Origin of the sequence: Comamonas sp. 17RB (assembly GCF_030056555.1) — a bacterium.
GTDB classification, from domain to species: Bacteria; Pseudomonadota; Gammaproteobacteria; order Burkholderiales; family Burkholderiaceae_C; genus Comamonas; species Comamonas terrigena.
Genome location: NZ_JASHHY010000008.1, coordinates 60,023 through 75,550 on the forward strand (window position 1 = coordinate 60,023; position 15,528 = coordinate 75,550).

The window sequence follows — 15,528 nt, forward strand, 5'->3', positions numbered from 1 at the left end:
TGTAGGAGCTTTCCATGGCGAACGTCAACCGTTACAGCACGGCCACCATGTACGCGAACACCGTGAACATGTTGAGCAAGCAGCAAAAAGAGCTGGCCGACCAGATCGAGCATGTCTCGGCCAAGAAAAAAGTCCTGCGCGCCAGCGACGACCCCGTCGGCGCCGCCCAGGCCGAACGTGCCCGCACCCGCCTGTCGCGCCTGGACACCGACCAGCGCGCGCTGGACGCGCAGACCGCCACCATCACCTACGGCGAATCGACCCTGGGCGAAATGGTGGACGCGCTGCAGTCCTTCCGCGACCTGACCGTGCAGGCCGGCAACGGCAGCTTCACCCAGACCGAACGCGATGCCCTGGTGCAGCAAATGGAAAGCCTGCGCAACCAGATCCTGGGCTACGCCAACCGCAAGGACAGCAACGGCCTGCCCCTGTTCCGCGGTCTGGACAGCCAGGAACAGGTCATCTCCGGCAAGTACCAGTATGACGGCCAGGCCGGCCAGCAGTCGAGCAGCGACTACGGCATCGCCAGCACCCTGGACGGCGCCCTGGCCTTCATGAGCGGCTCCACCGGCAACGGCGTGCTGGCCGTGGAACTGGGCGTCGAAGTGACCCCGGCCACCACCCCGCCCACCTACACCCCCAACACCGGCAAGGCCTGGAGCAATGTCGGCACCATCAAGGACCCATCGGCCGCCGCCGCCTTTGTGGGCCCGCAGACCATCCAGTTCACGGTCGATGCCAGCGGCACCACCACCTACAGCGTGGTCGACAGCGCCGGCAACCCGGTCAACGACACGGCAGGCAACCCCATGACCAACCTGGCCTACAAGTCGGGTGACGCCATCCGCGTGGGCGGCATGGACCTGACCATCACCGGCGTACCGGCCAACGGCGACGGTTTCACCGTCAAGCAAAGCGAACGCACCGACCTGTTCTCGGTGCTGGACAGCGCCATTGCCGCCTCCCGCAACAGCGGCAAGATGGATGGCACCACCGCCTTCGGCGAACTGGCCCACGGCCTGGCCAAGGTGCAGGCCGAAATCGACACCGCCATGAACCGTGTCTCGACGGTGCGCAGCTATGCCGGCGATCTGATGCAACAGTCCGACCGCATCGGCAAGACCCTGCTGGCACGCAACGAGCAGATGGAAGGCCAGCGCGCCGCCGCCGAAGACATGAACGACTCGGAATACATTGCAGCGCTGTCCCTGCTGCAAAACCAGCAGCTGACGGTATCGGCTGCCATGCAGTCCTACGCTTCCATCCAGAAGCTGTCGCTGTTCAATTTCATCAACTGATGGAGCGGGCTTCGGCCTAATATCGCTGCATGGTTCAGACTGCGCTCACCTCTTTGGCCCTGGGCTACCGCCCACTGTGGAATGCCGCCCGCAAACTGGTGGGTGTGCAGCTGTTCATGCACGAGGGCGGCGACGACCAGCCCGATGTCCCGCATTTCCTGCGCATGCTGCAGGAAATGGCGGCGCCCACGGCGCCCCGGCTCATTCTGTCGCCCCAGTCGCGCCACCTGCTGGGTCTGCTGCTGCAGCACACCGTACGCGATGCGCAGCAGCTGATCGAAGTGCGCGGCGAATGGCTGGCCGATTCCGCACTCTACGACCTGGTGCAGCGTGCCCAGGCGCGCGGTGTGCGCCTGGTGTGGCGCGGCGCGCTCAACGACCTGCCCGATGCCGACAGCGCCCGCTGGTTCGCCAGCAGCATGCTGCGCCTGGCACCGCAGGACGCCATCCAGCTGATGCAGCTGTCGCCCGGCGCTCCGGCCCCCGAGCACCTGGCACTGCTGGACGGCCAGATGTACGAAGAGCTGCACAGCCGCGCCATCATGCACCGCTGCCTGGACCAGCACCGCGCTGCCGCCATCGTGGGCTGGCCGTCGGAAGACGTGCAGCACAAGCTGCGCGGCGAACGGGCACTGGCGCCCAGCCACGACCATGTGATGCGCCTGCTCAAGGCCGTGGACGCCGACGAATCCTTTGAAACCTTCGAGCAGATCCTGAGCGAAGACCCCATGCTGGCTTACCGCTTCATGGTGTTCACCAATTCGGCCTCACTGGCCCTGCGCTCGGGCGTGGACTCGCTGCGCATGGGCTTTGTGATGCTGGGCTACAGCCAGCTCAAGCAGTGGCTGGCCAACCAGCTGACCCAGGCCAGCGCCGACAAGGACCTGCAGCCCATCCGCGCCGCCACCGTGATGCGCGCCCAGCTGACCGAGCGCCTGCTGGACCCCGGCGTCAGCCAGGAACTGCGCAGCGAGGTCTATCTGTGCGGCCTGTTCTCGCGCCTGGACGAGCTGCTGGACGAGCCGCTGAGCCAGACGCTGCAGCGCCTGCCGCTGTCCGAACGCATCCACGAAGCCGCGGTGGAGGAAGACGGCCCCTACGCCCCCAGCCTGCTGCTGGCCAAGGCGCTGGAAAAGGAAGATGGCCCCGTGGTGCGCGAGCTGTGTGCGCGCTACGACATCGACCTGGAGCATGTGAACCGCACGCTGCTGCGCACCATCAGCGAATGGCCGGCCGAGCGCCTGGCGCTGTAAAAACAAGCCCCTCTGCTGCACTGCGCCGAAAAGTACGGCACGGCCAGCGCAGCAGCGCACCCCTTGCGCCGTGGCTCCGACGGGCACACGCCCAGTGCGGCGAACGGGGGGGGGGCAAGTTGGTTCCAACCGGCTCGGACAACCGCTCCATCAGCACCCCTTTTGGCTTTGCTGCAGCGCATGCCCCCGCACGCCCAAGGCCACACCCTAGGGATAGCGCCGTAGGCAAGTGGGGCGCGCACGCCTACAGTGACCCGGATTGTTCCCGTCTCCCATGCCTTTGCACGAATTCACCGCCCTGCTGGTTCTGGCCTCGGCCATGAGCTTCAGCCCCGGCCCCAACACCACCTTGTCCACCGCCCTGGCGGCCAACCTCGGCCTGCGCCGCAGCATGCGCTTTGTGCTGGCCGTGCCCTGCGGCTGGAGCCTGTTGCTGCTGTTGTGCGCTGCCGGCATCGGCGCCATGGTCACGGCAGCCCCGGCGCTGCGCTGGCTGATCCAGGGCGTGGGCATTGCCTATTTGCTATGGCTGGCATTCCGGCTGTGGAGCAGCGGCCAGCTGGCCCAGGCCCGCAGCGAACAGCTGCAGGTCGGCTTCTGGCAGGGCGTTGCCCTGCAGTTCGTCAACATCAAGGCCTGGCTGCTGGCGCTCACCATCGTCGCCGGCTGGGTCGCCGGCCAGCCCGATGGCCTGCAGCGCCTGGCCGTGGTGCTGCCGGTCATGGTCTGCTACGCCTTTGCCAGCAACCTGCTCTATGCCTGCATCGGTGCGCTGCTGCGCGGCTGGCTGGCCCAGGGCCGGCGGCTGCTGTGGTTCAACCGTGGCATGGCCGCGCTGCTGGTGCTGACCGCGGCGTGGATGCTGCGGGCCTGAGCCGGACTCCTATCCTGTCCCCAATTTGGTGCCTGACACCCCCAGACTGCACACAGTTTTTTTCCCCAACTTTCCCAGCCATGCCATCCGCCCCCCCACAATAGCTCTCATCCGCAGCCTGCGTTATCCCCAAAGGCTGTGCCCCTGTTTCCTGCCGACCGTCCCTGCCTGCGCCTGCCGATGCCAGCGCTCGCACTGCTCGCCGGCACATGCTGCACAACGGCATGCTCCTTCCGCCGCAACGCGCCCGCACAGGGCGTGCGCCGATTTTTGAGATTGAGTTATGACGAACTGGACCCTGGCTGCACGTGCCGCCAAGATGAATTCCTCCGCGATCCGCGAAATTCTGAAGCTGACCGACCGCCCCGGCATCATCAGCATGGCCGGTGGCCTGCCTTCCCCCAAGGCCTTCCCTCTGGACGCGTTCACCGCCGCCTGCCAGACCGTGATGCAGCGTGACGGCGCCGCCGCCCTGCAGTACTCCACCACCGAAGGCCTGCCAGCCCTGCGCCAGGCGATTGCCGATTTCCTGCCCTGGAATGTCGACCCCGAGCAGATCCTGATCACCACCGGCAGCCAGCAGGCGCTGGACCTGATCGGCAAGGTGTTCCTGGACGCCGGCAGCCGCATCCTGGTCGAAAAGCCCACCTACCTGGGCGCCCTGCAGGCTTTCACCCCCATGGAGCCGGTGGCCGAGGGCGTGGACAGCGATGACGAAGGCATGCTGGTGGACGACTTTGCCGCCAAGGTGGGCAGCGGTGCCGACAAGGCCCGCGTCGCCTATGTGCTGCCCAACTTCCAGAACCCCACCGGCCGCACCATGAGCGAAGCGCGCCGCCAGGCGCTGGTGGAAAAGGCCAAGGAACTGGACATTCCGCTGATCGAAGACAACCCCTACGGCGACCTCTGGTACGAAGGCGAGCCGCCCCTGCCCCTGGCTGCGCGCAACCCCGAAGGCGTGATCTACATGGGCTCGTTCTCCAAGGTGCTGGCCCCCGGCCTGCGCATTGGCTTCATCGTGGCGCCCAAGTCGGTCTACGGCAAGCTGACCCAGGCCAAGCAGGCCGCCGACCTGCACACCCCCAGCTTCAACCAGCGCGTGGTGGCCGAAGTCATCAAGGACGGTTTCCTGGACCGCCATGTGCCCACCATCCGTGCCATGTACAAGGCCCAGCGCGATGTGATGCTGACCGCGCTGGAACGCGAAATGGCCGGCCTGGACGTGCAGTGGACCCGCCCGGTCGGCGGCATGTTCCTGTGGGTCCAGCTGCCCCAGGGCATGGACGCCCAGGCCCTGCTGGCCAAGGCTGTGGAGCGCCAGATGGCTTTTGTGCCCGGCGCGCCTTTCTACGCCGGCGACGCCCAGACCAACACCCTGCGCCTGTCCTATGTGACCGTGTCGGCCGAGCAGATCAACCAGGGCATCGCCGCCCTGGCGGACGCCATCCGCGCACAATCCCAGGCCTGAGCGCCTGTGTGCCGCCACGCCCCGTGCGTGGCACCTCCGGCGCGGTGCCGGGCTGCCTGAACCCGTTCAGCCACAGCCCGCACCGCGTTGTTCTTTTCTGCCCTTGCCTGCCGCTATGCCAGCCTCTGCCCTGCGCTCCCGCCCCTTGATGACCGTCGATGTCTTCACCGCCGTTCCCTACCAGGGCAACCCGGTGGCCGTGGTGCTGGATGCCGCCGGCCTGTCGGACGCACAGATGCAGCAGTTCGCCCGCTGGACCAATCTGTCCGAAACCACCTTCGTGCTGCCTCCCAGCGCCGAAGCAGCGGCGCAAGGGGCCGACTACCGCCTGCGCATCTTCACGCCCCGGGGCGAGCTGGCCTTTGCCGGCCACCCCACGCTGGGCAGTTGCCATGCCTGGCTGGCCCATGGCGGCCAGCCACATAGCAGCAGCCATGTGCTGCAGGAATGCGAACAGGGCCTGGTGCAGATTGCCCGGCGTGACCAGCGCCTGGCCTTCTGCGCCCCGGCACTCCAGCGCCAGCCGGTGGACCCGGCCCTGCTGGCCCAGGTCACGGCGGCACTGGGCCTGGAGCCTGCCCAGGTGCTGGCCGCCCAGCAGCTGTACAACGGCAGCCCCTGGATGGGCGTGCTGCTGGACGATCCCGACACCTTGCTGGCCCTGGAGCCGGACTGGCCGCGCCTGGCGGCCACCGGCCAGAAGCTGGGCCTGGCGGCCCGCTACCCGCAGGAAGATGCCGGCGCCCTGATCGGCCGCTCCAGCCGCGAAGCGCGTGCCTTTGCCGGCAGCCGCGTGGGCGAAACTGCGCCAGCCGCCGCCAGTGTGCAGCTGGAAGTACGCGGCCTGGTCCCCTCCCAGGCCATGGAAGACCCGGTCACCGGCAGCCTGAACGCAGCCCTGGCCCAGTGGCTAACCGCCGAGGGCTGGCTGCAGGCGCCCTACACCGCCAACCAGGGCGTGTGCGTGGGCCGTGCGGGCGAGATCGCCATCGCCCCCGATGCCACCGGCGCTCTGTGGGTGGGCGGGCACACGGTCACCTGCGTGCAAGGCCAGGTGCTGCTGTAAACACCGGCCCGGCCTCCCGACGGGCGGCCCAGCTCCCCGGACGCACCGGACGCGCAGGCGACAGCGCACGGCTTTCGCGTCGCCCGCACGACATGTGCGCGCCAGCCGCCTGCCCACAATGCGCGGCATGGGAACCCTCTACCTTGTACGCCACGGCCAGGCATCTTTCGGGGCCGACGACTATGACCAGCTCAGCCCCCGGGGCATGGAGCAGGCCGAGTGCCTGGGCCAGTACTGGCAGGAACGCGGTCAGCCGTTCGACGCCGTGTTCACCGGCACGCTGCGCCGCCACGCCCAGACGCTGGAAGGCATTGCCCGCCAGCTGCCGGGCCTTCCTGCCGCCGAGGCACTGCCGGCCCTCAACGAATACGACAGCCACGCGCTGATCCGCTGCATCCACCCCGAACCGCTGGGCAAGGCCGACACCCCCGAGCGCTACCGCCACCATTTCCGCCTGCTGTGCGATGCACTGGCCCAGTGGATGAGCGGCGTCATCACCCCCGCCGGCATGCCCAGCTGGGACGACTTCTCCGGCGGCATCCGCAGCACGCTGGAGCGCATCCGCCAGCAGCATGCGGGCGGCAATGTGCTGGTGGTCAGCAGCGGCGGCCCCATTTCCGCCGCCGTGGCCCAGGTCCTGGGCACCACGCCCGAAGCCAGCATTGCGCTGAACATGCGCATCCGCAACAGCGCGGTGACGGAGTTCAGCATCAGCCCCAAGCGCATGATGCTGCAGACCTTCAACACGCTGAACCACCTGGATACGCCGCAGACCCGCGACTGGGCCACTTTCGCCTGACGCAGGCCCGGGCATGTCCCCGGCCGTATCCCCTGGCCTGCGCCCTACCCTCGGCGTAGGGCTTTGCCGATTGGCTTACAACCGGGGTTTTGCACCGCCACGGAGCCAGCGCGCCATGTCCGGAACCGTTCTCCCCCCCGAGCAAGACCCCTCCCTCGACCCCACTCCCACCGTTGCCACCATGCAGCAGCTGCGCGCGCTGCTGGGGCCGGCGGTGCAGGCCCACGAAGCGGTGGCCCTGTTCGATGTGGGCGATTCCGCCTGCTACCTGCTGGTCAGCGAAGGCAACCAGGGCCACCCCACGCCGGTGGTGCACTACATGCACCTGGGCCTGCACCTGCTGACGCAGCGCACCTTCAAGCGCGACATGCCCACGCCCGCCCAGCTGGAGGCCGGCATCATGGTGGTGGAAGACGCCGTGATGCCGCTGGCCCGCCTGGTGCCGCCCCACACCGTGCTGGCAACGCGCGATCCACTGCTGCTGCAGATCGCCCGCCAGGCCGCCGGCGATCCGGAGCTGGGCATGTGGCCGCCCGCCCCCGATTGCGCGCCACCCGCCGTCACGCGCGAGGCCATCGAGGCGCTGTTCGAACGCCTGGTGGCCCAGTCCAGCCGCCACTACGGCGGCACGGACCGGGACCTGCCCGGTGATCCGCACGGGGCTGCAGCCCTGCTGATCCTGCGCGAGGCACTGCACCATTGGCAGTTCACCCACCTGCGCCTGCTGCCGCGCGGCATGGATACTGTCGGCTGAGACCATTCCCCCCGATCCATGGCAGCACGGGCCCGCCGGAGCATGGCCGCCCCGGCCCAACCAGGTGCACGGCCATCGCCATCGAAAACGCCACCCGCACGGCACCAGAACGCGTGACCGGCCTGCCATGACCGACCCTCTTTTTACCTGCCCGCCACCCACCCGCCGCCAACTGCTGCAGGCCGCCGGCCTGGGCGGCGCACTGGGGCTGCTGCCCGCCTGGGCCCGCAGCGCCCCTGCCAGCGGAATCGCCCACCCCGACCACAACCCGTTCACCCTGGGCGTGGCCAGTGGCGACCCCCAGCCCGGCAGCGTGCTGCTCTGGACCCGGCTGACGCCGCCCGCCCGCTGGCTGGGCCAGGCGGATGCGCCGCAGCTGCCGGCGCTGGCCGTGCGCTGGGAGCTGGCCCACGACCCGGGCTTTCGCCGCATCGCCGCCAGCGGCCAGACCCGGGCCCTGCCGGAATGGGGCCATGCCGTGCATGTGCAGGTCAACGGTCTGGCAGCAGGGCGCCGCTACTTCTACCGCTTCATGCAGGGCGATGCCACCAGCACCACCGGGCACTGCTGCACCGCGCCAGCGCCCGGCGCGGCCGTGCAACGGCTGCGCCTGGCCTTTGCCTCCTGCCAGCGCTGGGAGCACGGCCACTACGCCGCCTGGCGTTCCGTGGTGCAGGACCAGCCGGACCTGGTGCTGTTTCTGGGCGACTACATCTACGAGTACGCCCAGCCCGCCAAGACCGAAGGCCTGGCCCGTCCCCAGCCGCTGCGCACCGCCCGCACCCTGCAGGACTACCGCGACCGCTATGCGCTGCACAAAAGCGATCCGCTGCTGCAGGCCGCCCACGCCCAGTGCAACTGGAGCGTGATCTGGGACGACCACGAGGTGGAAAACGACTATGCGGCCGACCAAGGCCTGGGCGATGCCACCGCCTTTCTGGCCCGGCGCATGGCCGCCTGGCAGGCGTTCTATGAAAACATGCCGCTGCGCGCCGGGGCACTGCAGCGCAGCATGCAGGGGCTGCAGCTGTACCGCAGCCTGCACTGGGGATCGCTGGCCCGGTTCCACCTGCTGGACGGCCGCCAGTACCGCAGCCCGCAGGCCTGCCGCACACCGGGCAAGGCCGACAGCGGCAGCGTGCACGCGGACCGCTGCCCGGAGCTGTTCGACCCCACCCGCAGCTTCCTGGGCCGGGAGCAGGAAGTCTGGCTGGGCCGCCAGCTGCAGGCCGACAGCCGCCACCGCGCGGATGCCGCACGCTGGAGCGTGGTCGCCCAGACCACCTTGTTCACCGCCCGCCGCCGGCCCAGCGGCGCCCAGTCCACCGACAGCTGGGACGGCTACCCGGCCGCACGCCAGCGCCTGACCCGGCAGATCGCCGACGCCGCCCCGCACAACAGCGTGCTGCTGGGCGGCGACATCCACCAGAACTATGTCTGCGCCGTCCCCACCCTGACCGACCGGCCGCTGGACAAGGACAACCCCGTGCTGGCCAGCGAGTTCTGCGGCACCTCCATCAGCTCGCGCAGCGGCACCACCCAGGACAAGGTGGACGCCCTGCGCGCCCACAACCCCCAGGTGCTGCTGGCCCGCTGCGAAGAACGCGGCTACAGCCTGGTGGACATCACCCCCCAGACCCTGCGCACCCAATTGCGCGCCGTGGCCGACCCGCTGAACGCCGACAGCCCGGTCTACACCCTGGCGCAGTTTGTGGTGGAAAACGGAAAAGCGGGGCCGGTGGCGGGGTGATCCCAATAGGCTGTTTGTGCTGCGCGGGAGCGCACGGACCGCTATCAGACGCTCTGATTGGAGTCGACTTCAGTCCTCGTCGTGCGGTGTGATTCCGAGGCCGGGATTTCGCCCCGGCAGGCGACCCACTTTCTCGCTGGCGCGCGAGAAAGTGGGGAAAGAGCGCGCTTTGAATACCCGCCGCATAACTCACTGCGCGCCTTCGGCGCTCCGTTCGGACAAACGCGGCAAGTCAGTGGAACCAAGGCGTTCCAGTGCGCAGCTGCGCTGCGGCTGGCACACGGGAACACAAGCGCTGTGTCGAACCTGTCGCGACTCGGATTCTGGGTTTGCTTATTCAACGCTGTCGGCAATCGGCCAGAAGCGGAATTTCGAACTACTTGTTTCACTCTAAGCTAGATAGTTCCTCTTCAATATCCCTTTGCAACTGGCGCGGTGAAACGATTACCCCCTGCATTGTTGGCGTTGGGAATACTGCCGCAAGCATGCCGTCCTTTTCCATACCGGGAAGCCAACGACTCAAGAAATGGTGAATCTCAATGCTCGCTGGGGAATTTCCTGCCCACTCGCTACCTGCGCAAGCAGTTGCATAATCTGGATGTGGCCAAAAAGGGGACACAAGATTTCCACTGTTGTCTGAGGCTGTCACCCATCCATCTTCATTTCTCAGTCCCCACACAAATTCCCAGTCGGATACTCGACCGATGAAATGTCGATAACGCTGATGACTAGCAAGTGCCGATATAGCTTGGAACTGTTGCCGATTGAGTGAATAAGACTTTTCCATATGGGAATTGGCGCTGGATTAGTGAGGCATTCTGTCACCAAGTTACAGCCGGAGGTCTAGTCGTTCTAGAAATGATGAATTGACGGTAGCACCGATGCGTAGGACTGCTGTGGGTCGAAACCCGTCCTGAACACCGCCCCGCGTGCCTGCCGCCGCGCAGCGGCGGACTGGCATGCCCCCGCTTCGGTTTTTCAACTGACTCGCCGCGTATGTTCGAACGGAGCGCCGCAGGCGCAAAGTGAGTTACACGGCGCAGCCGCCGGCAGGCTCGCTTTTGCTTTGCCTCCTTTCATTTGGCGACGCAAATGAAAGGAGGTCGCCCGCCGGGGCGAATTCCCGGCCTCGGCAAACAACGCCACAGCAGAAGCTGACTAGAAGCAGGCTCCAGCGCCACGTACACGCGTACACGCCGCTATCAAAACAGCATGAACAGCCACCTCACCCCAACGGCGTAGGCTCCGCCCCCACGGTGCTCGCCGGCAACCGGTGTATCTCCTCCAGCAGCGCCGCCAGGCTGACGCCCACCGCCTCCACCAGCGCCTTGCCGCGCGCGGCATCGGCCGCCGCCGCGTTGCCGGCGGCCCCGCAAGGGTTGTAGTCCTGCATGGCCCAGCCGAGCTTGGCGCTTTTGCCGTTGCCCAGAATGGGGTAGTGCTGCGCGCGCTGCGCGGAGGTGGAGCTGAAGTTCTGTGCATGCTCCATGCGCACCCGCTCTGGCGCCAGGTGCAGCAGCATGGACGTCTCCATTTCGCCGCCGTGCACGCCAAAGCGGTGTTCGTGGGCGTTGAACGCCTGATCGCTGCCCTGCAGCGGCAGGTTGAACCAGCTGCTGTGGTAAACCAGCAGGCCGCACTGCATGCGCAGCTGGCGCGCGACGATGTCCATGCTGCTGACATTGCCGCCGTGGGCATTGAAGATCAGCAGCTTTTTGACGCCGGCACGGGCCACGCAGGCACCGATCTCGGTCCACAGCGCCAGCAGCGTGGCAGGCGACAGGCCCAGGGTCCCAGCATAGCTTTCGTGCTCCAGGCTCAGGCCGATCTGCTGCGTGGGCAGCACCAGCACCGGGGTGTCGGCCGGCAGGTGCGGCAACGCCGCAGCCACCATGCCGTCCACCAGGGTGCTGTCCACCGACAGCGGCAGGTGCGGGCCATGCTGCTCCACCGCGCCCACGGGCAGCACGGCCACGGTGGCGGCCGCCAGACCGTTGGTCTGCGCCAGCGCAAAGTCGCGCGCCGATACCTGGGCCCAGTGGCGGGAGGGCCAGCGCGGCATGGCGGAGGAATCGGGGGCGGCAGTCTGGGGGGTGGAAGTGCGGGAGGCCATGACCGCATCTTAGAGGCTTGGCGCCCAGGTCTGGCGACAGCCCTGCGCAGGGCAAGCCGAGGGCATGCGAGAGGCGTGCAGAGGTCCAGCAGGCCAGCGGAATCCGCACCGCCCCCGGCGGGAAGCGGTCCCTCGCCGATGTCAGGCGTGCAGCGGACAGGTCTGCGTCACAGGGCGGCTGGACAGCCGGCCGCAGCCCGCCACAATGCGGCATGGCATCCACACCGCACCGCGCTCCCATCCGCGACCTGACCCAAGGCCCCATTGCCCGCACCCTGGTGGCGTTTGCGCTGCCGATTCTGGCGGGCAATGTGCTGCAGTCGCTCAACGGCTCGGTCAATGCCGTGTGGGTGGGCAAGTACCTGGGCGAAGCGGCGCTGACGGCCACGGCCAACGCCAACAACATCCTGTTCCTGCTGATCGGACTGGTGTTTGGCGTGGGCATGGCGGCCACCATCCTGGTGGCCCAGGCCATGGGTGCCAAGAACCTGGCCCAGGCCCGGGCGGTGATGGGCACCAGCGCCAGCTTCTTTGGCGCGGTGTCGGTGCTGATCGCCGTGGTGGGCTTTCCGCTGTCGCGGCTGATCCTGCAGTGGATGGACACGCCCGAAGCCGCGCTGCCGCTGGCGGAGAGCTATCTGCGCATCATCTTCCTGGCGATGCCGCTGCTGTATCTGTTTGCCTTTGTCTCCGCCGTGCTGCGCGGCGCGGGCGACACGCGCACGCCTTTCCTGTTCCTGCTGCTGGTGGTGGTGCTGGATGTGCTGCTGAACCCGCTGCTGATCTTTGGCTGGGGTCCGGTGCCACGCATGGGCATCACCGGCGCCGCCACGGCCACGCTGGTGGCCAATGCCATCAGCTTTGTGGCCATGCTGCTGTGGCTGTACCGCCGCCGCCACCCGCTGTGGATAGGCCGCAGCGAGCTGCACCTGTTCCGCCCCCAGCCCACCATCGTGCACACCTTGATCACCAAGGGGCTGCCGATGGGGGCGCAGATCGTGCTGATCTCCCTGGCCATGATCATGGTGATGCGCCTGGTCAATCTGCACGGGGTCGAGCTGTCGTCCGCCTACGGCGCCGCCCTGCAGCTGTGGACCTATGTGCAGATGCCGGCCATGGCCATCGGGGCGGCCTGTTCGTCCATGGCGGCACAGAACGTGGGCGCGCGCCGCTGGGACCGGGTGGACGGTACGGCCCGTGCCGGGGTCTGGGCCAATGTGGGCATGACCGGCCTGCTGATCGCACTGATCGTGCTGGCCGACCGGCTGGTGCTGGGCTGGTTTCTTCCGGCCGGCAGCGCGGCACTGGAGCCGGCGCGCCACCTGAACCACATCGCCATCGGCTCCTTTGTGTTCTTTGGCGTGACCTTTGTGCTGTCGGGCGTGGTGCGCTCCACCGGTGCGGTGATTCCGCCCCTGGTCATTCTGGGCCTGGCGCTGTGGGGCGTGCGCGTCCCCGTGGCGCAGTGGATGCAGCCCTGGCTGGGGGTGGACGCCATCTGGTGGAGCTTCCCCATCAGTTCGCTGTGCGCCATGCTGCTGAGCCTGGCCTACTACCGCTGGGGCCATTGGCGCCAGGCCCATATGCTGCCCGACGGGCCGGCCACGCCCCAGGCCACACCGGCCGAAGTGGGCGGGCAGCCGCCCACCCCGGTGTGCAGCCTGGGCGGGGACGAGCCCGAGGCCAACCGCTGAACATCGCCAGCGCCCTGGCGCGGATGGCTGCTGACGCGCAATATCAGCACGTACACCGGTGCGGCAGGGCCACCCGGCGACCGGTTTTCTGCGCAGGAACCAAAATGGCGTCTGCGCCTCCAACTTCCGCCATGCCCGTTTTGCCCTCCACTGCCCTGCTCCTCCGCCTTCGTCTCACTGCTTTTTTTGCGTTTCTCGGCGCACTGGCATTGGCATGTCTGCTCCTGTTTTCGGGCAACGCACAGGCACAGATCCAGCTCAAGCTGGGATCGGCCCAGGCCGCCACGGCAGCGCCCGGCGCATCGGCGACGGTGGAAACCCCGCGGGTGCGGGCCGAACTGGTGGCGCTGGCGCCCGAGGGTATTGCCCCCGGTCAGCCCCTGACCCTGGGGCTGCGCATCCACCACCAACCGGGCTGGCACACCTACTGGAAGAACGCCGGTGATTCCGGCCTGGCCACCCAGCTGACCTGGCAACTGCCGGCCGGCATCACCGCCGGCGACATTGCCTGGCCCATGCCGCAGCAGATCCGCGTCGGCGATCTGCTGAACTATGGCTATGAAGGCACGGTGCTGCTGCCCGTGCCCGCCAGCGTCGCGGCCGGCTTTGCGCCGGATGCCCAGGGCATGGCCCGCATCCAGCTGCAGGCCAGCTGGCTGGTGTGCAGGGTGGAATGCATTCCCGAGGACGGCAGCTTCACATTGGACCTTCCCGCACAGGGCAGCGTGGCCATGGCGGCCGCCGACTTTGCAGCCGCTGCCCGGCAGGCCCCCCAGGCCTTGCAAGGCGAGGCCCGCTTTACCGTGCTGCCCGGCGGCGAGCGCCTGCAACTGCAGGTGAACGGCCTGCCCGCCGCCGCCCAGGGCCAGACCCTGGCCTTCTACCCGGAATCCAGCGACACCTTCCGCCATGCCGCCGAACTGGGCAAGGACTGGACCCAGGCCTGGAACGGCGCCACCTGGACGGCCGAGCTGCCGCTGTCCGAAATGCGCGGCGACACGCCCGCCCGCCTGCCGGTGGTGCTCGGCCTGCCCACAGCGGGCAGCGATGTGGCCCATGCCCCTCCTGCCCAGGCCTGGCGCGTGGAGGCACCGGTCGAAGGCCAGTGGAAAGCCGTGCAGCTGGCCACCGTCTCCCCGGCGCTGGCAGCGGCACTGGAGGCCAACCGCAACGCGGCCACGCCCGCGGCACCGGCCCCCACAGCCAGCGCTTCCAGCCTGTGGCTGGCGGTGCTGGGCGGCCTGATCGGCGGCCTGATCCTGAATCTGATGCCCTGCGTCTTCCCCGTGCTGGCCATCAAGCTGCTGGCCCTGGCCCAACCGGGCACCGCCCCGGCCGCACGCCGTACCGCCGGTCTGGCCTATGGTGCGGGCGTGGTGCTGAGCTTTCTGGCCCTGGGCGGCCTGCTGCTGGGCCTGCGCGCCGCAGGGGAACAACTGGGCTGGGGTTTCCAGCTGCAGTCCCCGGCCGTGGTGGCCCTGCTGGCCGCGCTGTTCACGCTGATCGGCCTGAACCTGGCGGGCCTGTTCGAGCTGCGTATGCTGCTGCCCAGCCGCTGGGCCAGCGCCCAGGCCCGCCACCCGGTGGTGGATGCGTTCCTCTCGGGCGTGCTGGCCGTGGCCATCGCCTCTCCCTGCACCGCCCCCTTCATGGGGGCGTCGCTGGGCTTTGCCGTGGGCATGCCGGCCGTGCAGGCGCTGACGGTGTTTGCCGCCCTGGGCGTGGGCATGGCCCTGCCTTTTGTCATCGTAGGCTGGGTGCCTGCGCTGCTGCGCTGGCTGCCCCGCCCCGGCGCGTGGATGGACACCTTCCGCCGCGCTATGGCTTTTCCCATGTTCGCCACCGTGGTCTGGCTGGTCTGGGTGCTGGGCCAGCAAAGCGGTATCGACGGCAGCGCCGCGCTGCTGGGCCTGCTGCTGCTGCTGTCCGCCCTGGTGTGGGCGCTGACGCTGCAGGGCCGCAGCCGCTGGGCGCTGGGCGCCCTGGTGCTGGCCCTGACCGTGTGGCTGCTGCCCACGGCGGGCCGCCTGGTGGTGCAGCCGGTGGAGGCCGCCACATCGGCTTCCGCAGGCCACAGCACCGCGCTGTGGCAGCCCTGGAGCGCCGAGCGGGTCGCCAGCCTGCAGGCCGCCGGCCAACCCGTGTTTGTGGATTTCACCGCGGCCTGGTGCGTGACCTGCCAGTTCAACAAGAAAACCACGCTGTCCGACACGGAGGTGCTGGCCGACTTTGCCGCGCGCCAGGTGCAGCTGCTGCGTGCCGACTGGACACGGCGCGACCCGGCCATCACGGCCGAGCTGGCCCGCCTGGGCCGCAGCGGCGTGCCGGTCTATGTGCTCTACGCGCCGGGCAAGGCCCCGCAGGTGCTGACCGAGCTGCTGTCCACCACCGAAGTGCGACAGGCCCTGGCAGCGCTGTAAACGCGTCACCGCTCCCGTCCGGACGGAAAAGCCCGCCGT

The 15,528-nt window shown here is 68.4% G+C and carries 12 protein-coding genes; 10 read left to right on the forward strand and 2 right to left on the reverse strand.

Features of this window, described 5'->3' with window-relative positions:
• Positions 1 to 14: 14 nt before the first annotated feature.
• The 8 genes from flgL (at position 15) to QM470_RS14960 (ending at position 9,262) form a co-directional block, all read left to right on the forward strand.
• Positions 15 to 1,298: a flagellar hook-associated protein FlgL gene (gene flgL, locus QM470_RS14925; protein WP_283339808.1), complete on the forward strand. Its 1,284-nt coding sequence runs from the start codon at positions 15 to 17 to the stop codon at positions 1,296 to 1,298.
• Between the two features lie 29 nt (positions 1,299 to 1,327).
• Positions 1,328 to 2,551 (forward strand): HDOD domain-containing protein, encoded by a 1,224-nt coding sequence (locus QM470_RS14930; RefSeq protein ID WP_283339810.1) that lies wholly within the window; start codon positions 1,328 to 1,330, stop codon positions 2,549 to 2,551.
• Positions 2,552 to 2,825: 274 nt separating this feature from the next.
• On the forward strand, positions 2,826 to 3,425 hold the full coding sequence (locus tag QM470_RS14935; RefSeq protein ID WP_283339811.1) for a LysE family translocator: 600 nt from the start codon (positions 2,826 to 2,828) through the stop codon (positions 3,423 to 3,425).
• A 283-nt stretch (positions 3,426 to 3,708) separates the two neighbouring features.
• Positions 3,709 to 4,893 carry an aminotransferase-like domain-containing protein gene (locus QM470_RS14940; RefSeq protein WP_066541694.1) on the forward strand — a complete coding sequence of 395 codons (1,185 nt, stop codon included), beginning with the start codon at positions 3,709 to 3,711 and terminating at the stop codon, positions 4,891 to 4,893.
• Between the two features lie 115 nt (positions 4,894 to 5,008).
• A complete protein-coding gene (locus QM470_RS14945) occupies positions 5,009 to 5,959 on the forward strand; it encodes a PhzF family phenazine biosynthesis protein (RefSeq protein WP_283339812.1) in 951 nt (316 codons plus the stop codon).
• Between the two features lie 127 nt (positions 5,960 to 6,086).
• Entirely contained in the window at positions 6,087 to 6,758 is a 672-nt protein-coding gene (locus QM470_RS14950) for a histidine phosphatase family protein (protein ID WP_280012813.1), read from the forward strand.
• A 115-nt stretch (positions 6,759 to 6,873) separates the two neighbouring features.
• Positions 6,874 to 7,512 carry a hypothetical protein gene (locus QM470_RS14955; protein WP_283339813.1) on the forward strand — a complete coding sequence of 213 codons (639 nt, stop codon included), beginning with the start codon at positions 6,874 to 6,876 and terminating at the stop codon, positions 7,510 to 7,512.
• A gap of 127 nt (positions 7,513 to 7,639) precedes the next feature.
• Positions 7,640 to 9,262, forward strand: coding sequence for an alkaline phosphatase D family protein (locus tag QM470_RS14960; protein WP_283339814.1), 1,623 nt, complete (start codon positions 7,640 to 7,642; stop codon positions 9,260 to 9,262).
• 385 nt (positions 9,263 to 9,647) lie between these two features.
• On the opposite strand, the gene QM470_RS14965 is transcribed toward QM470_RS14960, so the two are convergent.
• On the reverse strand, positions 9,648 to 10,049 hold the full coding sequence (locus tag QM470_RS14965; protein ID WP_283339815.1) for a DUF2750 domain-containing protein: 402 nt from the start codon (positions 10,047 to 10,049) through the stop codon (positions 9,648 to 9,650).
• Between the two features lie 438 nt (positions 10,050 to 10,487).
• Positions 10,488 to 11,375 carry a creatininase family protein gene (locus tag QM470_RS14970; protein WP_283339816.1) on the reverse strand — a complete coding sequence of 296 codons (888 nt, stop codon included), beginning with the start codon at positions 11,373 to 11,375 and terminating at the stop codon, positions 10,488 to 10,490.
• Between the two features lie 212 nt (positions 11,376 to 11,587).
• Between QM470_RS14970 and QM470_RS14975 the strand changes: the two genes are divergently transcribed.
• Positions 11,588 to 13,069: an MATE family efflux transporter gene (locus tag QM470_RS14975; protein ID WP_283339817.1), complete on the forward strand. Its 1,482-nt coding sequence runs from the start codon at positions 11,588 to 11,590 to the stop codon at positions 13,067 to 13,069.
• A gap of 131 nt (positions 13,070 to 13,200) precedes the next feature.
• A complete protein-coding gene (locus QM470_RS14980; RefSeq protein WP_283339818.1) occupies positions 13,201 to 15,489 on the forward strand; it encodes a protein-disulfide reductase DsbD family protein in 2,289 nt (762 codons plus the stop codon).
• Positions 15,490 to 15,528 lie beyond the last annotated feature (39 nt).